Here is a 24,515-nt window from a genome sequence, read left to right as displayed (position 1 = left end):
GTGCTCCCGTCGCGCTGACAGCGCGTGGTGAGCACACGGCATACCCCAGCCTGTTTCTGACCAACTTCCAGATTTAGCAAGAGCAACGAGAGAAGGAACCACGTGCTCGACGTCAACTTCTTCGACGAACTGCGCATTGGCCTCGCCACCGCCGACTCCATCCGTGAGTGGAGCCATGGCGAGGTGAAGAAGCCCGAAACCATCAACTACCGCACCCTCAAGCCTGAGAAGGACGGACTCTTCTGCGAGAAGATCTTCGGTCCGACCCGGGACTGGGAGTGTGCGTGTGGCAAGTACAAGCGCGTCCGCTTCAAGGGCATCATCTGTGAGCGCTGCGGCGTCGAGGTGACCCGTGCGGCCGTGCGTCGTGAGCGGATGGGCCACATCGAGCTCGCCGCCCCCGTCACCCACATCTGGTACTTCAAGGGCGTCCCGTCACGCCTGGGCTACCTGCTCGACCTCGCGCCGAAGGACCTCGAGAAGGTCATCTACTTCGCCGCCTACATGATCACGAGCGTCGACGTGGAGCAGCGTCACACCGACCTGCCCTCGCTCGAGGCCCAGATCGAGGTCGAGAAGAAGGAGCTGGAGAACCGCCGCGACGCCGACGTCGACACCCGCGCCAAGAAGCTCGAGGGCGACATTGCCGCTCTCGAGGCCGAGGGCGCCAAGTCCGACGCCAAGCGCAAGGTTCGCGACTCCGCCGAGCGCGAGATGAACCAGATCCGCAAGCGTGCGGACGCTCAGGTCGAGCGTCTCGCGCAGGTGTGGGACCGGTTCAAGAACCTCAAGGTCCAGGACCTCGAGGGCGACGAGATCCTCTACCGCGAGATGCGTGACCGCTTTGGTCTGTACTTCGAGGGTGGCATGGGTGCCGCGGCGATCCAGAAGCGTCTGGAGTCCTTCGACCTCGACGCCGAGGCCGAGCTCCTGCGTGAGATCATCGCCACCGGCAAGGGTCAGAAGAAGACCCGCTCGCTCAAGCGCCTCAAGGTCGTCTCGGCCTTCATGACGACGACGAACAAGCCGGCCGGCATGGTTCTCGACGCCGTCCCGGTCATCCCGCCGGACCTGCGCCCGATGGTGCAGCTCGACGGTGGCCGCTTCGCGACCTCGGACCTCAACGACCTCTACCGTCGCGTCATCAACCGCAACAACCGCCTCAAGCGACTGCTTGACCTCGGCGCTCCCGAGATCATCGTCAACAACGAGAAGCGGATGCTGCAGGAGGCCGTTGACAGCCTCTTCGACAACGGCCGTCGTGGTCGCCCGGTCACGGGTCCCGGCAACCGTCCGCTGAAGTCGCTCTCCGACATGCTCAAGGGCAAGCAGGGGCGCTTCCGCCAGAACCTCCTCGGCAAGCGCGTCGACTACTCCGGCCGTTCGGTCATCGTCGTCGGCCCGCAGCTCAAGCTGCACCAGTGTGGTCTGCCCAAGCAGATGGCTCTCGAGCTCTTCAAGCCGTTCGTGATGAAGCGTCTGGTCGACCTCGACCACGCGCAGAACATCAAGTCGGCCAAGCGCATGGTCGAGCGTCACCGTTCCGTCGTGTGGGATGTCCTCGAAGAGGTCATCACCGAGCACCCGGTTCTGCTCAACCGTGCACCCACGCTGCACCGCCTCGGCATCCAGGCCTTCGAGCCTCAGCTCGTCGAGGGCAAGGCCATCCAGATCCACCCGCTCGTCTGCACCGCCTTCAACGCGGACTTCGACGGTGACCAGATGGCCGTGCACGTGCCGCTCTCCGCAGAGGCGCAGGCCGAGGCCCGCATCCTCATGCTGTCGAGCAACAACATCCTCAAGCCGGCTGACGGTCGCCCCGTCACCATGCCGACCCAGGACATGATCATCGGCCTGTTCCACCTGACGTCGCCCATCGAGGGCAGCCAGGGTGAGGGCCGTGTCTTCTCGACCGTCTATGAAGCCCGCATGGCCTTCGACGCCGGCGAGATCCTGCTGGGCACGCCGGTGCGGATCCGTCTCCACCACGTCGTCCCGACGCCGGGTGCGGTCCTGCCCGAGGGTGTTGTGCCCGACGACGAGGGCTTCGTGCCCGAGTGGCTGGCGGACACGAGCCTGGGCAACGCGCTCTTCAACGAGACGCTGCCGATGGACTACCCGTTCGTCAACCACCAGGTCGACAAGAAGGCGCTCTCGACGATCGTCAACGACCTCGCCGAGCGCTACAGCAAGGTGCAGGTTGCGGCCTCGCTCGACGCGCTCAAGGAGTACGGCTTCCACTGGGCCACCCGGTCCGGCATCACGGTCGCCATCTCCGACGTCGTCACGCCTCCGCGCAAGCTCGAGATCCTCGAGGGCTACGAGGTCAAGGCGACCAAGGTCCAGGTTCAGTACGAGCGTGGTCTCATCACCGACGACGAGCGTCGTCAGGAGCTCATCGAGATCTGGACGCAGGCCACCAACGAGGTCGCCAAGGAGATGGAGGCCAACATTCCGGCCACCAACACCATCTTCCGCATGGTGAGCTCGGGTGCTCGCGGTAACTGGATGCAGTTGCGCCAGATCGCCGGTATGCGTGGTCTCGTGTCCAACCCGAAGGGCGAGATCATCCCGCGTCCGATCCGCGCGAACTTCCGCGAGGGTCTGTCCGTGCTCGAGTTCTTCATCTCCACGCACGGTTCGCGCAAGGGTCTTGCTGACACCGCGCTCCGTACGGCTGACTCGGGTTACCTCACGCGTCGTCTCGTCGACGTGTCGCAGGACGTCATCATTCGTGAGGACGACTGTGGCACTGACCGTGGTCTGGCCATGCCGATCGCGGCAACGGACGAGCGCACGGGCAACCGCACCCTGCACGAGGATGTCGAGACCTCGGTCTACGCCCGCACGCTGGCCGAGGACGTTGTCGGCGAGTCTGGTGCTGTCATGGCCGAGGCCGGTATCGACCTCGGTGACCTCGTCATCAGTGCGCTCTTCGCCGCTGGTGTCGACAGCGTCAAGGTCCGCTCGGTCCTGACCTGCGACAGCAAGGTCGGAACCTGCGCGCTCTGCTACGGCCGTTCGCTCGCGACCGGCAAGCTCGTCGACATCGGCGAGGCCGTCGGCATCATCGCGGCCCAGTCGATCGGTGAGCCCGGCACCCAGCTGACGATGCGTACCTTCCACACCGGTGGTGTGGCTGGTGACGACATCACGCAGGGTCTGCCGCGTGTTGTCGAGCTCTTCGAGGCGCGCACCCCCAAGGGTGTCTCGCCGATCGCCGAGGCCAGTGGCCGCGTCACGATCGAGGAGACCGACAAGGCTCGTCGCATCCTGCTCACGCCGGACGACGGCTCCGAGGAGCACGCCTACCCGGTGAGCAAGCGCGCGCGTCTGCTCGTCACTGATGGTCAGAGCGTCGAGGTCGGAACCCAGTTCACTGTCGGTTCGATCGACCCGAAGCAGGTGCTGCGCATCCTCGGTCCGCGCAAGGTGCAGATGCACCTTGTCGACGAGGTCCAGCACGTGTACCGCCAGCAGGGTGTGTCGATCCACGACAAGCACATCGAGGTCATCGTCCGGCAGATGCTGCGCCGGATCACGATCATCGAGGCCGGTGACGCGGACCTGCTTCCGGGCATGCTCGCCGAGCGCGGTCGCTTCGAGGACGAGAACCGTCGCGTCGTCGCCGAGGGTGGCACCCCAGCCTCGGGTCGTCCCGAGCTCATGGGTATCACCAAGGCCTCGCTGGCCACGGAGTCCTGGCTGTCCGCAGCCTCGTTCCAGGAGACGACCCGCGTGCTCACCGAGGCCGCCATGGAGGGCAAGTCCGACACCCTCCTCGGCCTCAAGGAGAACGTCATCCTCGGAAAGCTCATCCCTGCCGGGACGGGCCTGCTGCGCTACCGCAACATCAATGTGGAGCCGACCGAAGAGGCGAAGGCCGCGATGTACTCGATGCCGAACTACGACGAGTTCGCCTACCCGGCCTTCGGTCCGGGTTCGGGCGAGGCCGTCCGGCTCGACGACAGCGAGCTCGGTCTCGACCGGCTCTGATCGGCCCCGCTGAAACAAACGCAAGGGCGGGTATGCCGTGTGGTCACCACACGGCATACCCGCCCTTCGTCGTGGGTCACGCCGGGCGCAGACTGTTCCCATGCGTGACGACATGATCATCCGACGCGAGCGCCTCGAGGACCACGCGGCCATCGCTGCCCTGCACGACGACGCGTTCCCACGAGTCGACGGGGCTGCCCGCTCGGTCGAGTCGGCCCTGATCGATGAGCTCCGGGGTGACGGTGACGTCATCGAGGAGCTCACCTTCGTCGCCGAGCTCGACGGCGAGGTCATCGGCCACGTCATGTGCTCGGCCGCAACGCTGGGGGAGGAGCCGTCCGTCGGTCTCGGTCCCATCGCCGTGGCTCCGGCCCTGCAGCAGCAGGGCATCGGTGCTGCCCTCATAGCCTCGGTCATCGCGTCGGCCGAGCAGCGCGGCGATGCCGCGATCGTGCTGTTGGGCGACCCCGCCTACTACGCACACTTCGGCTTCGTCGCGGCGTCCCAGCATCACGTCCGCTCGCCCGGTGCCTGGGAGGACCAGTACTTCCAGATCAAGACGCTTCGTGCGTGGAGGCCCGAGCAGGCGGGGCCATTCCGATATGCCCCAGCCTTCGAAAGACTTGAAGCCTGACCCTGCTCTGATCCGGACTACGGACAAGGGGCGGTCTAGGGCGATTTGGTGCCCTACCGGCATACCGGTATCGTTGAGCACCGTGTCTGGCTAGGCCCAGACGTTGGTCATGTGCGAGGCGCCAAGGCGTCCCGAGAACGTGACCGCCCACCTCTCGCCGGGCAACCCACACCACGACCATGTCGCTTCACTGCGCTGTGGCTGGAACGGGAAGTGCAGGGGAGAGCACCTGGTGCGACACACCCGAACGCGGGGGTCGAGCACCGGACAACACAAGGAGTTGCGGCATCCGCCGTGACATCGACCAGACAGACAAAGGATCCAGGTTGCCTACCATCAACCAGCTGGTGCGCAAGGGCCGGCAGGACAAGGTCACGAAGACGACCACTCCTGCCCTCAAGGGCTCTCCGCAGCGCCGCGGCGTGTGCACGCGTGTGTACACCACCACCCCGAAGAAGCCGAACTCCGCGCTCCGCAAGGTCGCGCGCGTCAAGCTGACCTCCGGCATCGAGGTCACCGCCTACATCCCCGGTGAGGGTCACAACCTCCAGGAGCACTCCATCGTGCTCGTCCGTGGTGGCCGTGTGAAGGACCTCCCCGGTGTTCGCTACAAGATCATCCGCGGCTCGCTCGACACCCAGGGTGTCAAGGGCCGCAAGCAGGCTCGCAGCCGTTACGGCGCCAAGAAGGAGAAGAAGTAATGCCCCGTAAAGGCCCCGCTCCGAAGCGCCCGCTCCTCATCGACCCGGTCTACCAGAGCCCGTTGGTGACCCAGCTGGTCAACAAGATCCTCCTCGATGGCAAGAAGTCCATCGCCGAGACGATCGTCTACGGCGCCCTCGAGGGTGCCCGTGAGAAGACCGGCACCGACCCCGTGCTGCTGCTCAAGCGCGCGCTCGACAACATCAAGCCGACCCTCGAGGTCAAGTCCCGCCGCGTCGGTGGCGCGACCTACCAGGTCCCGATCGAGGTCAAGCCCAACCGCGCCGTGACCCTGTCGCTGCGTTGGCTCGTCGGCTACTCGCGTCAGCGTCGTGAGAAGACGATGACCGAGCGCCTCATGAACGAGATCCTCGACGCCTCCAACGGCCTCGGCGCTGCAGTCAAGCGTCGCGAGGACACACACAAGATGGCCGAGTCCAACCGGGCCTTCGCGCACTACCGCTGGTGATTTTCCCGGTATGCCGGGTGCGCGCCTTGTGCTCCCGGCATACCGGAGTCCGCAGTTCCGTTGGAACTGCGACGGAAACAGCACGACACAGCACTGAACAACACAGCACGCAGAACTTCCGCAACGAGCGAGATGAGATAACCGAGTGGCACTCGACGTCCTGACGGACCTGACCAAGGTCCGCAACATCGGCATCATGGCCCACATCGATGCCGGCAAGACCACGGTGACGGAGCGCATCCTCTTCTACACCGGTGTCAACCACAAGATCGGTGAGACGCACGATGGCGCGTCCACGACCGACTGGATGGAGCAGGAGAAGGAACGCGGCATCACGATCACGTCTGCCGCCGTGACCTCCTTCTGGGGTGCCAACCAGGTCAACATCATCGACACCCCCGGCCACGTCGACTTCACCGTCGAGGTGGAGCGTTCGCTTCGCGTCCTCGACGGCGCGGTCGCAGTCTTCGACGGCAAGGAGGGCGTTGAGCCCCAGTCCGAGACCGTGTGGCGTCAGGCCGACAAGTACAACGTCCCCCGCATCTGCTTCGTCAACAAGATGGACAAGCTCGGCGCGGACTTCTACTTCACCGTCGACACCATCAAGGACCGCCTCGGTGCGGAGCCGCTCGTGATCCAGCTGCCGATCGGCGCGGAGAACGACTTCCTCGGGGTCATCGACCTCGTCGAGATGCGCGCCCTCGTGTGGCCCGGTGACTCCAAGGGTGACGTCACCATGGGTGCCAAGTACGAGGTCCAGGAGATCCCCGCTGACCTCCAGGCCAAGGCTGACGAGTACCGCCACCACCTCATCGAGCGCGTCGCCGAGTCCGACGACACCCTCATGGAGAAGTACCTCGGTGGCGAGGACCTCACCGTCGCCGAGATCAAGGCCGGCATCCGCACGCTCACCGTGCGTTCCGAGCTCTACCCGGTCCTGTGTGGTTCGGCGTTCAAGAACCGTGGCGTTCAGCCGATGCTCGACGCGGTCGTGGACTACCTCCCGTCCCCGATCGACGTCCCCCCGATGGTTGGCCACAAGCCGAACCACGAGGAGGTCGAGCTGACCCGCAAGCCCGACACGACCGAGCCGTTCTCGGCGCTGGCGTTCAAGGTTGCGACCCACCCGTTCTTCGGCACGCTGACCTTCATCCGCGTCTACTCGGGTCACATCTCCGCCGGCACCGCGGTCGTCAACACGACCAAGGGCAAGAAGGAGCGCATCGGGAAGCTCTTCCAGATGCACGCCAACAAGGAGAACCCGGTAGACGAGGCCCTCGCCGGCCACATCTACGCGGCGATCGGTCTGAAGGACACCACGACGGGTGACACCCTGAGTGACCCCGACCAGCAGATCGTGCTCGAGTCGATGACGTTCCCCGACCCGGTCATCCAGGTCGCGATCGAGCCCAAGACCAAGAGTGACCAGGAGAAGCTCTCCACGGCCATTCAGAAGCTCTCGGCCGAGGACCCGACCTTCCAGGTCCACCTCGACGAGGACACGGGCCAGACGATCATCGCCGGCATGGGTGAGCTCCACCTCGACATCCTCGTCGACCGCATGAAGCGCGAGTTCAACGTCGAGGCCAACGTCGGCAAGCCGCAGGTCGCCTACCGCGAGACCATCAAGGGCACCGTCGAGAAGCACGACTACACCCACAAGAAGCAGACGGGTGGTTCGGGTCAGTTCGCCAAGATCCAGATCCGCCTCGAGCCCTTGGACACGACCGAGTCCGGCGAGCTCTATGAGTTCGAGAACAAGGTCACCGGTGGTCGCATCCCGCGCGAGTACATCCCGTCGGTCGATGCCGGTATCCAGGACGCCATGCAGTACGGCGTGCTCGCGGGCTACCCGCTCGTCGGCATCAAGGCCTCGCTGCTCGATGGTGCCTACCACGACGTCGACTCCTCGGAGATGGCGTTCAAGATCGCTGGGTCGATGGCGCTCAAGGAGGCCGTCCGCAAGGCCGACCCCGTGATCCTCGAGCCGATGATGGCAGTCGAGGTGCGTACGCCCGAGGAGTACATGGGTGACGTCATCGGCGACATCAACTCGCGCCGTGGCCACATCCAGGCCATGGAAGACATCAGCGGTGCCAAGGTCGTCAAGGGCATTGTTCCGCTGTCCGAGATGTTCGGTTATGTCGGAGACCTTCGGTCGAAGACGCAGGGCCGGGCGAACTACTCGATGGAGTTCGACTCCTACGCAGAGGTTCCCAAGTCCGTTGCCGAAGAGATCATCGCCAAGACCCGGGGCGAGTGACCGCTAGACTGGTCGCTGGTCCGGATCTGGCAACTGGTCGACAAGGCAACATCGCCGTATCGACTGCGTTCCAGAACAACCACAAGCACAACCCCCAGAACGACGCCACGTCCTGCACGGCCGTGAAGCGTTTCACCAAAGAAGAGTCCTGAGGAGGACAAAAAGTGGCGAAGGCAAAGTTCGAGCGGACCAAGCCGCACGTCAACATCGGCACCATTGGTCATATTGACCACGGTAAGACGACGCTGACTGCTGCGATCTCCAAGGTCCTGCACGACAAGTATCCGGACCTGAACCCGCAGTTCGCGTTCGACGACATCGACAAGGCACCCGAAGAGAAGCAGCGCGGTATCACGATCTCGATCGCGCACATCGAGTACCAGACCGAGAAGCGTCACTACGCGCACGTTGACTGCCCCGGTCACGCGGACTACGTGAAGAACATGATCACGGGTGCTGCTCAGATGGACGGTGCGATTCTTGTTGTCGCCGCCACTGACGGCCCGATGCCGCAGACGAAGGAGCACATCATCCTGGCTCGCCAGGTTGGTGTCCCCTACATCGTCGTGGCCCTCAACAAGGCCGACATGGTCGATGACGAGGAGATCCTCGAGCTCGTCGAGATGGAGGTTCGTGAGCTGCTCTCCGCTTACGAGTTCCCCGGCGACGACGTTCCCGTGGTCAAGGTCTCGGCGCTCAAGGCGCTCGAGGGCGACGCCGAGTGGGGCGCAACCGTCCTGGAGCTCATGGACGCCGTCGACGAGTCGGTCCCCGAGCCCGAGCGTGACGTCGACAAGCCGTTCCTCATGCCCGTCGAGGACGTGTTCACGATCACCGGTCGTGGCACCGTCGTCACCGGTCGTATCGAGCGCGGCATCCTGAACGTCAACGAGGACGTCGAGATCGTCGGCATCCACGAGGGCCCCGCGACCAAGACCACGGTCACCGGCATCGAGATGTTCCGCAAGCTCCTCGACGAGGGTCGTGCGGGCGAGAACGTCGGCCTGCTCATCCGTGGCATCAAGCGCGAGGACGTCGAGCGCGGCCAGGTCATCTGCAAGCCGGGCTCGATCACGCCTCACAAGAACTTCGAGGCGAACGTTGTCATCCTGTCCAAGGATGAGGGTGGCCGTCACACGCCGTTCTACGACAACTACCGTCCCCAGTTCTACTTCCGCACCACGGACGTCACCGGCGTCGTCAAGCTGCCCGAGGGCACCGAGATGGTCATGCCCGGCGACAACACCGAGATGTCGGTCGAGCTCATCCAGCCGATCGCCATGGAAGAGGGCCTCAAGTTCGCCATCCGTGAGGGTGGCCGGACCGTCGGCGCCGGTCGCGTCACCAAGATCACCGCGTGATCTGACTGACCGACTGCGTCACTGACGCACTCGAGAAGGGCCCCACACCTTGCAAGAGGTGTGGGGCCCTTTCGCATGTTCGCGAGCAGTCCGCGTACGCGATCGATTCAATGATGCGTATGCCGTCACGCACCTGGTCCGATCTCCTCACTGTTCCGCCGTCGGCAGGGGAGTGGTTGTCGCCCGAACTGGGTCCCTTCGGGACCGTAGGGGGTCTCGTGACGACGGCGTTCGCGGCGTATGCCGTGATCCCGCACCGCGCCGACGATCCGACGAGCAACCCGGGCGAGGTCCTCAACGCGGACCTGGCGGCACCCCTTCGGGGATGCATCGGCAAGGACCCCGGCGGCTGCGTCGCGGCGCTCTGGGGAGCCGGTCGCCGAGCCTGTTCTGGCCGTGCTCCCACTCCTGGCTCGTCGGCGGTGACACCGACATCGCAGCGACGTTCGTCGCCGGCTCGGTGGACCTCGTGGAGCGGGTCCTGTCTGCTGTGCCCGGAGCGGCTGTCGTCACGCCCGACCTGGCGCTCTCGCCGTGGGCCGAACGCGTTGGGTGACCACGCCGACCAGCAGCCCGAGCCCGGATGGTTGACAGGTTCGTGACAGGTCCGGCATACGACAGGTTCAGTTCGGGAGGTCACGGTGGTGGGACGACGGTCGGCCACCTCGGGTCGACCGCAACGAGAGGAACACTCCATGCCCAGGATCACCAAGACGGCCGCCCTCGCCGGTGTGGCCGGAGCAGCCGCGATCGCCACGATCGGTCTCGGCGCGAGCCAGGCCCTCGCCGACACCACCCCGACCCCGGGTGCGTCGTCATCCACCCAGAGCGGCGAGGCGCCGTCGGCCACCGTCCCGGGGGAGCGTGGCGGTGTGCCAGGCGGTCCCGGACATGGCAAGGGTGGCCCCAGGGGCGCCGATGCCAAGGCCCTTGCCTCGGCCCTCGGTCTCGACGAGGCCAAGGTCCAGGCCGCCATCGAGAAGGTGCGCGAGGCCAACAAGCCGACGGAGAAGCCCGCTGAGGGTACGAAGCCGACGGACGCCGAGCGCCAGGCCAGGGAGACGGCATACGTTGCAGCTCTCGCCAAGGAACTCGGAGTGAGCGCCGACAAGGTGGCCGCGGCCCTCGACAAGGTCCGCGCCGCCCACGATGCCGAGCACAAGACGGAGCTGAGCGCCAGGCTCGACGCCGCAGTGAAGGCTGGGAAGCTCACCGCAGCCGACAAGGCGTCCGTTCTCAAGGCACTGGACGCGGGAGTGCTCGGCGGGGGACCGCGCTGACCACAACCACACCGGGGCGCCGCACGCGGTGCCCACGCCGAAGCCCTCGCGGGATGCGTTCCGCGAGGGCTTCGGCGTTCCGCCGGCGCGGGGAACGACGCGCCACGAGCACGAGGATGCCGTGCGCCCCTGACTCGATTTGGTAGGTCGCCCCCGCCTCTGGCACTATTGTCCAGTTGCTTGGTGTGGAACGCATCCGCTCGACCACTCGTCGGGTTCGGACCACCCCTGTACGTGAGAACAACTCGAACCGGTCAAGCCGGGGCGACACACGGCAGGCAAAGCGGCTCCGATTCAACGGAGTTCCGATTCATCCGACGGATTGACGCAGGAATGCGTATGCCGTCGGGCCGCGGAGCGGGCGCGACACGCCCGACCTCGGGGGTCGGACCTGAGGATCGACCAAAGACAGAAGTAAGAAGACGGCGAGAGAGAGACGGAAGCCAAGATGGCGGGACAGAAGATCCGCATCCGCTTGAAGTCGTATGACCACGAGGTCATCGACAACTCGGCGCGGAAGATCGTCGACACGGTGACCCGTGCCGGCGCAACGGTGGTCGGCCCTGTGCCGCTGCCCACGGAGAAGAACGTTTTCGTGGTCATCCGTTCGCCGCACAAGTACAAGGACAGCCGCGAGCACTTCGAGATGCGCACCCACAAGCGCCTCATCGACATCATCGACCCGACGCCCAAGGCTGTCGACTCGTTGATGCGTCTCGACCTCCCGGCTGACGTCAACATCGAGATCAAGCTCTGAGGGTTGACAGATGACTGACATTGCAACCAAGACCGTGAAGGGTGTGCTGGGCAAGAAGCTCGGCATGACCCAGGTGTGGGACGCCGAGAACCGGCTCATCCCCGTCACCGTCATCGAGGCTGGGCCCTGCGTCGTGACGCAGGTCCGCAACGCCGAGACCGACGGCTACGCCGCGGTGCAGATCGCGTTCGGCGCGATCGACCCGCGCAAGGTGACCAAGCCGCTCACCGGCCACTTCGAGAAGGCCGGCGTCACGCCGCGCCGCCACCTCGTCGAGCTCCGCACCGCGGACGCTGCCGAGTACTCGCTGGGCCAGGAGCTCACCGCCGAGACGTTCGAGGCCGGACAGGCCGTCGACATCTCCGCCACGACCAAGGGCAAGGGCTTCGCCGGTGTCATGAAGCGTCACGGCTTCCACGGCGTCTCGTCCTCCCACGGTTCTCACAAGAACCACCGCAAGCCCGGCTCGATCGGTGGCTGCGCCACCCCGGGTCGTGTCTTCAAGGGCATGCGCATGGCTGGCCGTATGGGTGGCGTGCGTCAGACCACCCAGAACCTCACGATCCACGCCGTCGTCGCCGACAAGGGGCTGCTGCTCGTCAAGGGCGCCGTTCCCGGCCCCCGTGGCGCGGTCGTGCTCGTCCGCAACGCCGTGAAGGGAGCGTGACCATCATGGCTACGCAGACCGTGAACGTTGACCTGCCCGCCGAGATCTTCGACGTGCAGACCAACATCCCCCTGATCCACCAGGTCGTCGTCGCCCAGCTCGCCGCGGCGCGCCAGGGCACGCACTCGACCAAGACCCGCGGCGAAGTCCGCGGTGGTGGTCGCAAGCCGCACCGTCAGAAGGGCACCGGCCGCGCCCGTGCGGGCTCGACCCGCGCGCCGCACTGGACCGGTGGTGGCGTCGTCCACGGACCGACCCCGCGTGACTACTCGCAGCGCACCCCCAAGAAGATGAAGGCTGCTGCCCTGCGCGGCGCCCTCTCTGACCGCGCTCGTCACGGCCGCATCCACGTCGTTGCTTCGCTCGTCCAGGGCGATGCCCCTTCGACCAAGGAAGCCGTTGCACTGCTGGCAGGACTGACCGAGCGCAAGAACATGCTCGTCGTCCTCGACCGCAGTGACATCGTGTCGCTGAAGTCGGTGCGCAACCTGGAGAACCTCCACGTCATCGTCGCCGACCAGCTCAACACGTACGACGTGCTCTGCGCCGACGACGTGGTCTTCACCCAGGCCGCCTTCGACGCGTTCGTCGCTGGCCCGGTCGCCAAGGTCAAGACCGCTGACGTCCAGGTCGAGGTTGTCGAGGCAGCTGCCGAGAAGCCCGCCAAGGCTGCGAAGGCCCCCAAGGCTGACAAGCCCGCCAAGGCTGAGAAGCCGGCCAAGCTCGTCGAGACCGAAGCCGCTGCACCCGAGGCTGAGGTTGACGGTGGCTTCGGCTCCGACAGCCACGCTGCTCTCGAGGACGGCACCGCACCTGCGGGCTTCGGCATCAAGGGCAACAAGGACTCCATGAAGTACCACGTGCCTGGTTCGCGTTGGTACGACGCCACTGAGGCCGAGGTCTGGTTCCGCACCGCGGATGCCGCCAAGGCCGCCGGGTTCGTCCCGGCCGGTGGCGAAGCCGCCCAGCAGATCAAGGAGGACGCCAAGTGAGTCCTGCAATCGCAAAGAACCCGCGTGACATCCTGCTGGCGCCGGTTGTCTCCGAGAAGTCCTACGGACTGCTCGACCAGGGCAAGTACACCTTCTTGGTGGACCCGCGCTCGAACAAGACCGAGATCAAGATCGCCATTGAGGAGATCTTCAACGTCAAGGTTGACTCGGTCCACACGCTGAACCGCAAGGGCAAGACCAAGCGCACCCGCTTCGGGCTGGGCAAGCGCAAGGACACCAAGCGCGCGATCGTCACCCTCCGCGAGGGCACGATCGACATCTTCGGCAGCGCTGGCGCCTGAGAGACGACTGAGGAACTTAAGGAAACACGACATGGGTATCCGCAAGTACAAGCCGACGACGCCTGGCCGTCGCGGCTCTAGCGTCGCCGACTTCGTCGAGGTCACGCGCACCACGCCTGAGAAGTCGCTCGTGCGACCGCTCACCAAGAGCGGTGGCCGTAACAACAACGGTCGCATCACGACGCGTCACATCGGTGGTGGCCACAAGCGCGCCTACCGACTCATCGACTTCCGTCGCCACGACAAGGACGGCATCCCGGCCAAGGTCGCTCACATCGAGTACGACCCCAACCGCACCGCCCGCATCGCTCTCCTGCACTTCGCAGATGGTGAGAAGCGCTACATCCTGGCCCCCAAGGGTCTGGAGCAGGGCGCCAACATCGAGAACGGTCCTGGCGCCGACATCAAGCCCGGCAACAGCCTCCCGCTGCGCAACATCCCGACCGGTACGGTCATTCACGCTGTCGAGCTCCGCCCCGGTGGCGGCGCGAAGATCGCGCGTTCGGCCGGCGTCCGCGTCCAGCTCGTTGCCAAGGACGGCCCCTACGCCCAGCTGCGTATGCCGTCCGGCGAGATCCGCAACGTCGACGCGCGCTGCCGCGCGACGATCGGTGAGGTCGGCAACGCCGAGCAGTCCAACATCAACTGGGGCAAGGCCGGCCGCATGCGCTGGAAGGGCAAGCGCCCGACCGTCCGTGGTGTCGTCATGAACCCGGTCGACCACCCGCACGGTGGTGGCGAAGGCCGCACCTCCGGTGGTCGTCACCCGGTCTCCCCTTGGGGCAAGGCCGAAGGCCGCACCCGTCGCCCGGGCAAACCGAGCGACAAGATGATCGTCCGCCGACGCCGCACTGGCAAGAAGCGCTGACAAGGAGCCATTGACACATGCCTCGTAGCTTGAAGAAGGGCCCCTTCATCGACGACCACCTTCAGAAGAAGGTCGACGTCCAGAACGAAGCGGGCACCAAGAACGTCATCAAGACCTGGTCGCGCCGTTCGGTCATCAGCCCGGACATGCTCGGTCACACTCTCGCCGTCCACGACGGCCGCAAGCACGTCCCGGTGTTCGTCACCGAGTCGATGGTCGGCCACAAGCTCGGCGAATTCGCACCCACGCGCACCTTCAAGGGTCACGTGAAGGACGACAAGAAGGGCCGGCGCCGCTGATGCCTACCAACGACACCGTGACTCTCGAGGCTCGGGCCCAGGCCCGCTCCGTGCGAGTCACCCCGCAGAAGGCGCGTCGCGTCATCGACCTGATCCGCGGCAAGAACGCAACCGAGGCCATCGCCACGCTGCGCTTCGCGCCGCAGGGTGCATCGGACCCGATCCTGAAGGTGCTCGAGAGCGCCATCGCGAACGCCCGGTTCAAGGCCGACAAGACCGCCGAGCGTTTCGATGAGCACGAGCTCGTCATCACGTCCGCTTACGTGGACGAGGGCGCGACCATGAAGCGTTTCCGTCCGCGTGCGCAGGGCCGCGCCTCGCGCATCAACAAGCGCACGAGCCACATCACCGTGGTCGTTGCGCCCAAGCCTGAAAAGAACAACTCGAAGGGAGGCCGCTGAACATGGGTCAGAAAGTCAACCCGCACGGCTTCCGTCTGGGTATCACGTCCGAGCACCGCAGCCGCTGGTTCGCTGACTCCACCAAGGAGGGGCAGCGCTACCGCGACTACGTCAAGGAAGACGTCGCCATCCGCAAGCTCATGTCCGAGGGCATGGAGCGTGCAGGCATCTCCAAGGTCGAGATCGAGCGCACCCGTGACCGCGTCCGCGTGGACATCCACACGGCACGTCCGGGCATCGTCATCGGTCGCCGTGGCGCCGAGGCCGACCGCATCCGCGGCGAGCTCGAGAAGCTCACGGGCAAGCAGGTTCAGCTGAACATCCTCGAGGTCAAGAACCCCGAGACCGATGCGCAGCTCGTTGCCCAGGGCGTTGCCGAGCAGCTTTCTGCTCGCGTCTCGTTCCGTCGTGCCATGCGCAAGAGCATGCAGTCGGCGACCCGCGCAGGTGCCAAGGGCATCCGCGTCCAGGTCTCCGGCCGTCTCGGCGGCGCTGAGATGTCCCGCACCGAGTTCTACCGCGAAGGCCGTGTGCCGCTGCACACGCTTCGTGCGCAGATCGACGTGGGCTTCTACGAGGCGCGCACCACCTTCGGCCGCATCGGCGTGAAGGTCTGGATCTACAAGGGCGACGTCACCGCACGTGAGCTCGCTGCCCAGCAGGCCACCGCGCCGCGCCAGGGCCGCCCGCCGCGTCGCGAAGGCGCCGACCGTCCGGCTCGCGCTCGTCGCGACCGTCCGGAGACCCAGGCACCCCAGGCGACCGAGGCCCCCGCAGCCGACACCACTTCGGCAGTGACCACTGAGGGAGCGTCCAGCTGATGTTGATTCCCCGTCGCGTCAAGCACCGCAAGCAGCACCACCCGGGTCGTTCGGGCGCTGCCAAGGGTGGGACGACCATCGCGTTTGGTGACTACGGCCTCCAGGCTCTCGAGCCGGCCTATGTGACCAACCGTCAGATCGAGTCCGCTCGTATTGCGATGACCCGCTACATGAAGCGTGGTGGAAAGGTGTGGATCAACATCTACCCCGACCGCCCGCTGACCAAGAAGCCGGCTGAGACCCGCATGGGTTCCGGTAAGGGTTCGCCCGAGTGGTGGATCGCCAACGTCAAGCCCGGACGCATCATGTTCGAGATCTCCGGTGTGTCCGAAGAGGTCGCGCGTGAAGCCATGCGCCTGGCCATGCACAAGCTGCCGATGAAGTGCCGCTTCGTCCAGCGTGAAGGTGGTGACTTCTGATGGCTATCGGTTCCAAGGACCTGATCTCCAACGAGCTGCGTGGATTCGACGAGGACCGTCTCGTCGACGAACTGCGCAAGGCCAAGGAGGAGCTGTTCAACCTGCGGTTCCAGTCCGCCACCGGCCAGCTCGACAACCACGGTCGGCTTCGTGCCGTCCGCAAGGACATCGCCCGGATCTACACCGAAATGCGTGAGCGCGAGCTCGGCATCGGTCAGGCTCCCGGCGACGTCACGACGAGCGAGGCTGCCAAGTGAGTGAGAACGTGAAGGACGAGACCGTGGCCGCAACTGAGGCACGCAACTACCGCAAGACCCGCCAGGGTTATGTGGTCAGCGACAAGATGGACAAGACTGTTGTCGTCGAGGTCGAGGACCGCGTGAAGCACGCCCTGTACGGCAAGGTGCTGCGTCGCTCCAGCAAGGTCAAGGCACACGACGAGGAGAACGTCGCCGGCATCGGTGACCGCGTCCTCATCATGGAGACCCGCCCGCTCTCGGCGACCAAGCGCTGGCGCGTGGTCGAAATCCTCGAGAAGGCCAAGTAAGCCCAAGTTCGGCCAGGCTCTGACGCCCGTCGGTTCGTCCGAGGCAAACAGAGAACCAGCACGACGTATAGGAGACAGATAAGTGATCCAGCAGGAGTCGCGAGTTCGCGTCGCCGACAACACCGGTGCCAAGGAAATCCTTTGCATCCGTGTTCTCGGGGGCTCGGGTCGCCGATATGCCGGTATCGGCGACACCATCGTCGCCACCGTGAAGGACGCCATCCCCGGTGGCAACGTCAAGAAGGGCGATGTCGTCAAGGCGGTCATCGTCCGGACCAAGAAGGAGCGCCGTCGTCCAGACGGTTCCTACATCAAGTTCGATGAGAACGCAGCTGTGCTGCTCAAGACCGATGGTGACCCTCGTGGCACGCGCATCTTCGGCCCGGTGGGCCGCGAGCTGCGCGACAAGAAGTTCATGAAGATCATCTCGCTGGCGCCGGAGGTGCTCTGACATGGCGAAGTTTGGCATCAAGAAGGGCGACACCGTCCAGGTGCTCACGGGCAAGGACAAGGGTTCGACCGGCAAGGTCATCTCTGTCGACCGTGAGAAGAACCGCGTGCTCGTCGAGGGCGTCAACCGCGTCACCCGTCACACCAAGGCCGGCCAGACTGCCCGTGGCAGCCAGACCGGTGGCCTGGTTGTCCAGGAGTCGCCGATCCACGTGAGCAACGTGGCAGTCGTCGACCCCGAGGACAAGAAGCCGACCCGTACCAAGACCCGCGTCGAGACCGTCGAGCGTGACGGGCGCCAGAAGGCGACCCGTACCCGCGTTGGCGTGCGCTCGGGCAAGGACCTGTGAGCCTGTGACTACTCAGACTGAAACCACGATTTCGGCCAAGCCTCGCCTCAAGCAGAAGTACGCGGACGAGATCCGTGACGCTCTGCTCAAGCAGTTCGGCTACGCCAACGTCATGCAGGTTCCCGGCGTCGTCAAGGTCGTCGTCAACATGGGTGTCGGTGACGCAGCCAAGGACAGCAAGCTCATCGACGGCGCGGTGCGCGACCTCACGGCGATCACCGGCCAGAAGCCGGTTGTCACCAAGGCTCGCAAGTCGATCGCCCAGTTCAAGCTGCGTGAGGGCATGCCGATCGGCACGCACACCACGCTGCGTGGCGACCGTATGTGGGAGTTCCTCGACCGCCTCATCGCGGTCGCGCTTCCCCGCATCCGTGACTTCCGTGGCATGAGCCCGAAGCAGTTCGACGGTCGCGGCAACTACACGTTCGGCCTCACGGAGCAGTCGATGTTCCACGAGATCGACCAGGACAAGATCGACCGCGTCCGGGGCATGGACATCACCATCGTCACCACCGCGACGAACGACGACGAGGGACGCGCGCTGCTCAAGGCGCTCGGCTTCCCGTTCAAGGAGAACAGCTGAGATGGCGAAGACTGCTCTTGTCAACAAGGCCAACAAGAAGCCGAAGTTCAAGGTGCGCGGTTACACGCGCTGCCAGCGCTGCGGCCGTCCCCACGCCGTGTACCGCAAGTTCGGCCTGTGCCGAATCTGCTTCCGGGAGATGGCCCACCGCGGCGAGCTCCCCGGTATCACGAAGTCTTCTTGGTGACCACGGCTGACTCAGCCATCCCGGTCTCGGCACAGCCGAAATCACGCCGCACCCGCGGCATACCCCAAAACCATCTACATCGAAGGTCAGCCGGAGCAGCAGCCCCGGATGAAACCACGGTGAGAGAGGGCGGAGAAGCCCAATGACAATGACTGACCCGATTGCGGACATGTTGACCCGCGTCCGGAACGCCAACTCGGCGCACAAGGACACGGTTGCCATGCCGTTCAGCAAGCTCAAGTCGCACATCGCGGAGATCCTCGAGGCCGAGGGTTACATCGCCGGCTGGACCGTCGAGGAGGCCGAGGTCGGACAGACCTTGACCGTCAACCTCAAGTACGGCCCCAACCGTGAGCGTTCCATCGCTGGTGTGCGTCGCGTGTCCAAGCCTGGACTGCGCGTCTACGCCAAGTCGACCAACCTCCCCAAGGTTCTCGGTGGACTCGGTGTCGCCATCATCTCGACGTCTTCTGGTCTGCTGACAGACCGGCAGGCCGCTAGCAAGGGTGTGGGTGGGGAAGTCCTCGCCTACATCTGGTAAGGGGATCTGACATGTCGCGCATCGGACGTCTTCCGGTTGCCATCCCCTCCGGTGTCGAGATCAACGTCGAGGGCCAGACCGTCAAGGTCAAGGGTCCCAAGGGCGAGCTCGCGCACACGGTGGCTCAGCCGATCCAGGTTGAGAAAAGCGATGGCGAGGTTCAGGTGTCTCGGCCGAACGACGAGCGCGAGTCGCGTTCGCTCCACGGCCTGACCCGTTCGCTCATCAACAACATGGTTCTCGGTGTGACCGAGGGCTATGTCAAGAAGCTCGAGATCCACGGCACCGGTTACCGCGTGCAGAACAAGGGCGGTTCGCTCGAGTTCGCACTCGGTTACTCGCACTCGATCACGGTCGAGCCGCCGAAGGGCATCACCTTCACCGTCGAGAACCCCACCCGGTTCCAGGTTGAGGGCATCGACAAGCAGCTCGTCGGTGAGGTGGCCGCCAACATTCGCAAGCTCCGCAAGCCTGACCCGTACAAGGGCAAGGGCGTGCGTTACGCCGGCGAGCACATCCGCCGCAAGGTCGGAAAGGCTGGTAAGTAGGCCATGGGAATGATCATCAAGCGTGCCAAGGGCAAGGTCGCCGCGCGCGGCCGTCGCCACGTTCGTCTCCGCAAGCACGTCGCGGGCACGGCAGTGCGTCCCCGTCTCGTCGTCTCGCGCTCGTCGCGTCACGTCTTCGTGCAGGTTGTCGATGACAACCTGGGCAAGACCCTCGCGTCGGCGTCGACCATGGAGGCCGATGTCCGCTCCTTCGAGGGCGACAAGACCGCCAAGGCCAAGAAGGTCGGCGAGCTCGTGGCCGAGCGTGCCAAGGCTGCCGGCGTTGAGGCTGTCGTCTTCGACCGTGGCGGCAACAAGTACCACGGTCGCGTTGCGGCAATCGCCGATGGCGCTCGCGAAAGTGGGTTGTCACTGTGAACCACACTGATTCCGTTTTTGGAAGGAACATCTGATGCCAGGACCCCAGCGTCGAGGCACCGGTCCCGCAACCGCAAACGCCGCCGGTGGCGAGCGCAGCGACAACCGTGGCGGCGGAGACCGTCGCGGTGGCCGCGGCGACGACCGTCGTGGTGGTGGCCGCGAGGCCGAGAAGAGCCAGTACATCGAGCGAGTCGTGACCATCAACCGTGTGTCCAAGGTCGTCAAGGGTGGTCGTCGCTTCAGCTTCACCGCCCTCGTCGTCGTCGGTGACGGAGACGGCACCGTGGGTGTCGGCTACGGCAAGGCCAAGGAAGTTCCCGCCGCGATCGCCAAGGGTGTCGAGGAGGCCAAGAAGGAGTTCTTCAAGGTCCCGCGCATCCAGGGCACGATCCCGCACCCCGTCCAGGGTGAGGCCGCTGCCGGCGTCGTCATGCTCCGTCCCGCCAGCCCCGGTACCGGTGTCATTGCCGGTGGCCCGGTGCGTGCGGTTCTCGAGTGCGCGGGCGTTCACGACGTGCTCTCCAAGAGCCTCGGTTCGTCCAACGCGATCAACATCGTCCACGCGACCGTCCAGGCTCTCAAGGAGCTTGAGCGTCCCGAGGCCGTTGCTGCCCGTCGCGGTCTTCCCGTGGACCGGGTTGCCCCCGCTGCGATGCTCCGCGCCCAGGCTGCGGGCATCGCCGAGGCCAAGGCAGGTGCGTGATGGCTCGTCTCAAGGTAGTTCAGACCCGTTCAGGGATCGGTGGCAAGCAGAACCAGCGTGACACGCTGCGCAGCCTCGGTCTCAAGCGCATTGGCGACGTTGTCGTCAAGGAGGACCGTCCCGAGATTCGCGGGATGGTCAAGACGGTGACGCACCTCGTTGCCGTCGAGGAGGTGGAGTGATCATGGTCGACAAGAAGACCGAGACTGGATCGGCCAACGGCGGTTCCGCGCTCAAGGTCCACCACCTGCGTCCCGCTCCGGGAGCCAAGACCGCCAAGACCCGTGTGGGTCGTGGTGAGGGCTCGAAGGGTAAGACCGCAGGTCGTGGAACCAAGGGTACGAAGGCTCGCTACCAGGTTCCGGAGCGCTTCGAGGGTGGCTCGACCCCCCTCCACATGCGTCTTCCGAAGCTGCGCGGCTTCAAGAACCCGTTCAAGACCGAGTACCAGGTCGTGAACCTCGACAAGCTGTCCTCGCTCTTCCCCGATGGTGGAGACGTGAGCGTCGAGGACCTCGTGTCCAAGGGTGCGGTTCGCGACAACCAGCTCGTCAAGGTGCTCGGCACCGGCGAGATCACGGTTGCCGTGAACGTCACCGCCAACGCGTTCTCCTCGTCCGCCAAGGACAAGATTGTCGCGGCGGGCGGTTCGGCCACTCAGATCTGATCTGAGTCGTTGACAACAGCAGTGCGTATGCCGCAGGGCGCGGTTCCCGGAGGCAATCCGGGAACTCGCCTTGCGGCATACGTCGTTTGACCCCCTGAGAAGACTGCGGTCGCCGACCGCGGACGACGCCGGGGTATCTTTGTTCGTCGATCACCACTGACGCGGCTACCGCCGCCCACCTGGAGGACCTGTGCTCACCGCTTTCGGCCGCGCGTTCAAGACGCCCGACCTGCGCAGGAAGATCCTGTTCACACTTGGGATCATCGCTCTGTACCGCCTCGGCGCCCAGGTGCCGACGCCCGGCGTGAGCTACTCGCTCATCCAGGCGTGCCAGAAGGGTGCGGGGGACGCCAACGACCTGCTGGGTCTCGCGAACCTCTTCAGCGGTGGGGCCCTGCTCCAGTTGTCGATCTTCGCGCTCGGGATCATGCCGTACATCACGGCGAGCATCATCATCCAGCTCCTCACCGTGGTGATCCCCAAGTTCGAGGCCCTCAAGAAGGAGGGTCAGGCCGGGCAGACGAAGATGACGCAGTACACGCGTTATCTGACGATCGCCCTGGCCGTGTTGCAGTCGGCGACCTTCATCACCTTCGCGCAGAACCCGTCGCAGCTGTTCGCGAACCCGGCCTGCACCAACATCCTGACCGACGACTCGATCGTCACGATCCTCATCATGGTGCTCACGATGACGGCCGGTACCGGCCTCGTCATGTGGCTCGGTGAGCTCGTGACCGACCACGGTGTCGGCAACGGCATGTCGATCATGATCTTCACGTCGATCGCAGCCTCCTTCCCCGGCGCCCTCTGGGCGATCCAGCAGAAGGAAGGTCGCTGGGACATCTTCATCGGCATCATCCTCATGGGCTTCGTCATCATTGCCCTGGTGGTCTTCGTCGAGCAGAGCCAGCGCCGGATCCCGGTCCAGTACGCCAAGCGGATGGTGGGGCGTCGCGTCTACGGCGGCACCTCGACCTACATCCCGCTCAAGGTCAACATGGCCGGTGTCATCCCGGTCATCTTCGCCAGTTCGCTGCTCGCGCTCCCGACGCTGCTCGCGCAGTTCAACCGCAAGGCCGACGGGACCTCACCGGGCTGGGTGGACTGGATCGACTCCAACTACGCCGGTGGCGACACGTGGGCCTATGGCGCGACCTACACCGCGCTCATCCTCTTCTTCACGTTCTTCTACGTCTCGATCACGTTCAACCCCACTGAGGTCGCCGACAACATGAAGAAGTACGGCGGCTTCATTCCGGGTATCCGAGCCGGGCGACCCACGGCGGAATACCTTCAGTACGTCCTCACCCGTATCACCGTCCCGGGTGCGATCTACCTCGCGCTGATCTCGATCATCCCGCTGCTCGCTCTCGTCCTCGTCGGCGCCAACCAGAACTTCCCGTTCGGTGGCACCTCGATCCTGATCATCGTCGGGGTCGGACTCGAGACCGTGAAGCAGATCGAGTCCCAGCTGCAGCAGCGTCACTACGAAGGGTTCCTCCGCTAATGCGTCTGATCATTCTCGGCCCCCCCGGAGCAGGCAAGGGCACCCAGGCTGCCCGTATCGCAGAGCATTTTGGGATCCCCGCGATCTCCACGGGTGACATCTTCCGCGCCAACATCAAGAACGGCACGGACCTCGGCAAGCAGGTCCAGGAGATCACCGCCGCAGGTGGCTACGTCTCCGACGACATCACCAACGCGATCGTCGAGGACCGGCTGGCCCAGGACGACTGCGAGCCGGGCTTCCTGCTCGACGGCTACCCGCGTACGACCGGTCAGGTCACCGCGCTGGAGGCCATGCTCGCCAAGCACGACCACGGACTCGACAAGGTCCTCGCCCTCACCGTCGACGAGGATGCGGTCGTCGGCCGCCTGCTCAAGCGGGCCGAGATCGAGGGTCGCGCCGACGACACCGAGGACGTCATCCGCGAGCGTCAGGCGATCTATCGCCGCGAGACCGCTCCGCTGGTCGAGGTCTACGGCGAGCGCGGTCTGCTGGTCGAGGTCGACGGCCTCGGTGAGGTCGACGAGGTCACCGAGCGGATCATCTCCGCTCTGAGCTGACCTTCACACGCCACAAAGGCGGGGTATGCCGGGACGTGAGTCCCGGCATGCCCCGCCTTCGTGCTGTGCGGTGGAGACCAGCGCTGGGGTCAGAGCACGATGTACTGGCGACCGTCGAGGAGCTCGCGCACGGCATCGAGCTGGCCGGCATGTGTCGCGGTCTCGATGATGACGTGACGCAGGATGGCGCGCAGATCGGCGAAGTCGTCGGGATCCCACTGGTCCTCGCGGTACGCCGGTGGGGCATCAAGGGAATGGGCCGCGATGATACCGTCCGATGCGGTGATCGCGTTCCGATAGGCCGTGATGACGTCCTGCGCGGACTCGTCGGGCGAGACCAGCCAGTCACCTGCATCGTCCTTCGGCCACCAGTCAAAGGGCTCTCCCGCGACCACGACCTCGAACCAGAAGCGCTCATCGGAGAGGGTCAGGTGACGGACCAGGCCCAGGATCGTCCACCCCGAGGGGAGGACCGGGCGGCGGAGAGCGTCGTCGTCGAGTCCTTCGACCTGACGAAGCACGTGTCGGCGTGCGCTGGCCAGGGCGGCGGCGAGGTTCTCACGTTCGCGGTCCATGCCGGCCACTCTAGGGTCGGGCGTCGAGGGGCGAGCCAGCCGAGCAGAGCATTCTGGGTCAGGTCTGGGAATGGGTGAGCGGCACACCCTGTTGGTTGAAATGTGAATCAATTGCGCATCATCGTGTCCAGTACCCGTCCGAACCGCATCGGCCACAAGGTCACCCAGTGGGTGAGTGAGCAGGCGTCCCCGGAGCAGTGGGAGGTCAAGATCCTCGACCTCGCGCAGATCGGTCTGCCGTTCCTCGATGAGGAGGGCATGCCCATGCAGGGCAACTACGCCAAGCCGCACACGCAGGCCTGGGCGAGCGAGATCTTCGAGTCCGACGCGGTCGTCGTGGTGACGCCTCAGTACAACCGGAGCTTCCCGGCGCCGATCAAGAACGCCATCGACTACCTCTTCGCCGAGTGGAACGCCAAGCCCATCGCGCTCGTCGGCTACGGCTGGTCGGGCGCGTCCGACGCGACCGCCGATCTCACGAAGGTGCTCACCCACGTCAAGGCCGAGGTCGTCGGCTCCGTGGGTCTGAGCTTCCCCGAGCAGCTGAGCACCGAGGGTGTCGTCCTCGACGGCGATGCGGCAGCAGCCGAGCTGCGCCAGCTCCTCGAGACCCTGCACAGCAAGGTTCTCGACCTCGACGAGGTTCCCGTCCAGTCCTGACCCCCGCGCCCCGCGCCTCCCGCAC

At 65.2% G+C, this 24,515-nt stretch carries 32 protein-coding genes and 1 pseudogene; 32 read left to right on the top strand and 1 reads right to left on the bottom strand.

Annotation, left to right across the window (positions count from 1 at the left end; genetic code table 11):
- Positions 1-102 precede the first annotated feature (102 nt).
- The 31 genes and pseudogenes from JNB_RS08195 to JNB_RS08045 all read left to right on the top strand — a co-directional run bounded on the left by JNB_RS08195 (position 103) and on the right by JNB_RS08045 (position 23,255).
- The gene (locus tag JNB_RS08195; RefSeq protein ID WP_009775974.1) at positions 103-3,996 is read left to right on the top strand and encodes a DNA-directed RNA polymerase subunit beta'; all 3,894 of its coding nucleotides are present in this window, start codon (positions 103-105) and stop codon (positions 3,994-3,996) included.
- 100 nt (positions 3,997-4,096) lie between these two features.
- Entirely contained in the window at positions 4,097-4,630 is a 534-nt protein-coding gene (locus tag JNB_RS08190; protein ID WP_009775973.1) for a GNAT family N-acetyltransferase, read from the top strand.
- Positions 4,631-4,956: 326 nt separating this feature from the next.
- Positions 4,957-5,331, top strand: a complete 375-nt coding sequence (rpsL, locus tag JNB_RS08185) for a 30S ribosomal protein S12 (protein WP_009775972.1) — start codon at positions 4,957-4,959, stop codon at positions 5,329-5,331.
- Positions 5,331-5,801, top strand: a complete 471-nt coding sequence (rpsG, locus tag JNB_RS08180) for a 30S ribosomal protein S7 (protein WP_009775971.1) — start codon at positions 5,331-5,333, stop codon at positions 5,799-5,801. Before rpsL ends, rpsG begins: the two co-directional genes overlap by 1 nt.
- Positions 5,802-5,946: 145 nt before the next feature.
- On the top strand, positions 5,947-8,064 hold the full coding sequence (gene fusA, locus JNB_RS08175) for an elongation factor G (RefSeq protein ID WP_009775970.1): 2,118 nt from the start codon (positions 5,947-5,949) through the stop codon (positions 8,062-8,064).
- Between the two features lie 164 nt (positions 8,065-8,228).
- Entirely contained in the window at positions 8,229-9,425 is a 1,197-nt protein-coding gene (gene tuf, locus JNB_RS08170; protein ID WP_009775969.1) for an elongation factor Tu, read from the top strand.
- A gap of 325 nt (positions 9,426-9,750) precedes the next feature.
- Positions 9,751-9,981 (top strand): hypothetical protein, encoded by a 231-nt coding sequence (locus tag JNB_RS08165; protein WP_009775968.1) that lies wholly within the window; start codon positions 9,751-9,753, stop codon positions 9,979-9,981.
- A 139-nt stretch (positions 9,982-10,120) separates the two neighbouring features.
- Positions 10,121-10,705 (top strand): hypothetical protein, encoded by a 585-nt coding sequence (locus tag JNB_RS08160; protein ID WP_009775967.1) that lies wholly within the window; start codon positions 10,121-10,123, stop codon positions 10,703-10,705.
- A 448-nt stretch (positions 10,706-11,153) separates the two neighbouring features.
- A complete protein-coding gene (rpsJ, locus tag JNB_RS08155; protein WP_009775966.1) occupies positions 11,154-11,462 on the top strand; it encodes a 30S ribosomal protein S10 in 309 nt (102 codons plus the stop codon).
- A 10-nt stretch (positions 11,463-11,472) separates the two neighbouring features.
- Positions 11,473-12,129 carry a 50S ribosomal protein L3 gene (rplC, locus tag JNB_RS08150; protein ID WP_009775965.1) on the top strand — a complete coding sequence of 219 codons (657 nt, stop codon included), beginning with the start codon at positions 11,473-11,475 and terminating at the stop codon, positions 12,127-12,129.
- Positions 12,130-12,134: 5 nt separating this feature from the next.
- Positions 12,135-13,121, top strand: coding sequence for a 50S ribosomal protein L4 (gene rplD / locus JNB_RS08145; RefSeq protein WP_040884442.1), 987 nt, complete (start codon positions 12,135-12,137; stop codon positions 13,119-13,121).
- Entirely contained in the window at positions 13,118-13,423 is a 306-nt protein-coding gene (gene rplW, locus JNB_RS08140; RefSeq protein ID WP_009775963.1) for a 50S ribosomal protein L23, read from the top strand. Before rplD ends, rplW begins: the two co-directional genes overlap by 4 nt.
- 31 nt (positions 13,424-13,454) lie before the next feature.
- Entirely contained in the window at positions 13,455-14,291 is an 837-nt protein-coding gene (gene rplB, locus JNB_RS08135) for a 50S ribosomal protein L2 (protein WP_009775962.1), read from the top strand.
- A 17-nt stretch (positions 14,292-14,308) separates the two neighbouring features.
- Positions 14,309-14,590: a 30S ribosomal protein S19 gene (rpsS, locus tag JNB_RS08130; RefSeq protein ID WP_009775961.1), complete on the top strand. Its 282-nt coding sequence runs from the start codon at positions 14,309-14,311 to the stop codon at positions 14,588-14,590.
- Entirely contained in the window at positions 14,590-14,991 is a 402-nt protein-coding gene (gene rplV / locus JNB_RS08125) for a 50S ribosomal protein L22 (RefSeq protein WP_009775960.1), read from the top strand. The genes rpsS and rplV overlap by 1 nt, the downstream gene beginning before the upstream one ends.
- Positions 14,992-14,993: 2 nt before the next feature.
- Entirely contained in the window at positions 14,994-15,812 is an 819-nt protein-coding gene (rpsC, locus tag JNB_RS08120; RefSeq protein WP_009775959.1) for a 30S ribosomal protein S3, read from the top strand.
- Complete coding sequence (gene rplP / locus JNB_RS08115; protein WP_009775958.1) at positions 15,812-16,231, top strand: 50S ribosomal protein L16; 420 nt, start codon at positions 15,812-15,814, stop codon at positions 16,229-16,231. The genes rpsC and rplP overlap by 1 nt, the downstream gene beginning before the upstream one ends.
- Positions 16,231-16,443 (top strand): annotated as a pseudogene (gene rpmC, locus JNB_RS08110) (50S ribosomal protein L29); the annotation flags it as partial. The gene rplP and the pseudogene rpmC, both read left to right, overlap by 1 nt.
- A 41-nt stretch (positions 16,444-16,484) precedes the next feature.
- A complete protein-coding gene (gene rpsQ, locus JNB_RS08105) occupies positions 16,485-16,778 on the top strand; it encodes a 30S ribosomal protein S17 (protein ID WP_009775956.1) in 294 nt (97 codons plus the stop codon).
- Between the two features lie 82 nt (positions 16,779-16,860).
- The gene (rplN, locus tag JNB_RS08100; protein ID WP_009775955.1) at positions 16,861-17,229 is read left to right on the top strand and encodes a 50S ribosomal protein L14; all 369 of its coding nucleotides are present in this window, start codon (positions 16,861-16,863) and stop codon (positions 17,227-17,229) included.
- Between the two features lies 1 nt (position 17,230).
- The gene (gene rplX, locus JNB_RS08095) at positions 17,231-17,578 is read left to right on the top strand and encodes a 50S ribosomal protein L24 (RefSeq protein ID WP_009775954.1); all 348 of its coding nucleotides are present in this window, start codon (positions 17,231-17,233) and stop codon (positions 17,576-17,578) included.
- 4 nt (positions 17,579-17,582) lie between these two features.
- Complete coding sequence (gene rplE / locus JNB_RS08090) at positions 17,583-18,161, top strand: 50S ribosomal protein L5 (RefSeq protein WP_009775953.1); 579 nt, start codon at positions 17,583-17,585, stop codon at positions 18,159-18,161.
- A 1-nt stretch (position 18,162) separates the two neighbouring features.
- Positions 18,163-18,348, top strand: coding sequence for a type Z 30S ribosomal protein S14 (locus JNB_RS08085; protein WP_009775952.1), 186 nt, complete (start codon positions 18,163-18,165; stop codon positions 18,346-18,348).
- A gap of 142 nt (positions 18,349-18,490) precedes the next feature.
- On the top strand, positions 18,491-18,889 hold the full coding sequence (gene rpsH / locus JNB_RS08080) for a 30S ribosomal protein S8 (protein ID WP_009775951.1): 399 nt from the start codon (positions 18,491-18,493) through the stop codon (positions 18,887-18,889).
- 11 nt (positions 18,890-18,900) lie between these two features.
- Complete coding sequence (gene rplF, locus JNB_RS08075) at positions 18,901-19,437, top strand: 50S ribosomal protein L6 (protein ID WP_009775950.1); 537 nt, start codon at positions 18,901-18,903, stop codon at positions 19,435-19,437.
- 3 nt (positions 19,438-19,440) lie between these two features.
- The gene (gene rplR / locus JNB_RS08070; RefSeq protein WP_040883655.1) at positions 19,441-19,815 is read left to right on the top strand and encodes a 50S ribosomal protein L18; all 375 of its coding nucleotides are present in this window, start codon (positions 19,441-19,443) and stop codon (positions 19,813-19,815) included.
- Positions 19,816-19,849: 34 nt separating this feature from the next.
- Positions 19,850-20,521 carry a 30S ribosomal protein S5 gene (gene rpsE, locus JNB_RS08065; protein WP_009775948.1) on the top strand — a complete coding sequence of 224 codons (672 nt, stop codon included), beginning with the start codon at positions 19,850-19,852 and terminating at the stop codon, positions 20,519-20,521.
- On the top strand, positions 20,521-20,703 hold the full coding sequence (gene rpmD / locus JNB_RS08060; RefSeq protein WP_009775947.1) for a 50S ribosomal protein L30: 183 nt from the start codon (positions 20,521-20,523) through the stop codon (positions 20,701-20,703). Before rpsE ends, rpmD begins: the two co-directional genes overlap by 1 nt.
- Before the next feature lie 2 nt (positions 20,704-20,705).
- Complete coding sequence (rplO, locus tag JNB_RS08055) at positions 20,706-21,188, top strand: 50S ribosomal protein L15 (protein WP_050766689.1); 483 nt, start codon at positions 20,706-20,708, stop codon at positions 21,186-21,188.
- A gap of 190 nt (positions 21,189-21,378) precedes the next feature.
- Complete coding sequence (gene secY, locus JNB_RS08050) at positions 21,379-22,695, top strand: preprotein translocase subunit SecY (protein WP_009775945.1); 1,317 nt, start codon at positions 21,379-21,381, stop codon at positions 22,693-22,695.
- A complete protein-coding gene (locus JNB_RS08045; protein WP_009775944.1) occupies positions 22,695-23,255 on the top strand; it encodes an adenylate kinase in 561 nt (186 codons plus the stop codon). Before secY ends, JNB_RS08045 begins: the two co-directional genes overlap by 1 nt.
- A gap of 89 nt (positions 23,256-23,344) precedes the next feature.
- Here the strand turns inward: JNB_RS08045 and JNB_RS08040 are convergent, their stop codons facing one another.
- Positions 23,345-23,830: a DinB family protein gene (locus JNB_RS08040; RefSeq protein WP_009775943.1), complete on the bottom strand. Its 486-nt coding sequence runs from the start codon at positions 23,828-23,830 to the stop codon at positions 23,345-23,347.
- Positions 23,831-23,953: 123 nt separating this feature from the next.
- Here JNB_RS08040 and JNB_RS08035 point away from each other — a divergent pair, with 123 nt between their 5' ends.
- Positions 23,954-24,490, top strand: a complete 537-nt coding sequence (locus JNB_RS08035; RefSeq protein WP_148232355.1) for an NADPH-dependent FMN reductase — start codon at positions 23,954-23,956, stop codon at positions 24,488-24,490.
- The last annotated feature ends 25 nt before the right edge of the window (positions 24,491-24,515 follow it).

Origin of the sequence: Janibacter sp. HTCC2649 (assembly GCF_000152705.1) — a bacterium.
Classification (GTDB): domain Bacteria; phylum Actinomycetota; class Actinomycetes; order Actinomycetales; family Dermatophilaceae; genus Knoellia.
Note: the sequence above shows the minus strand (reverse complement) of the source record. Positions and strands in the feature narration are given on the sequence as shown.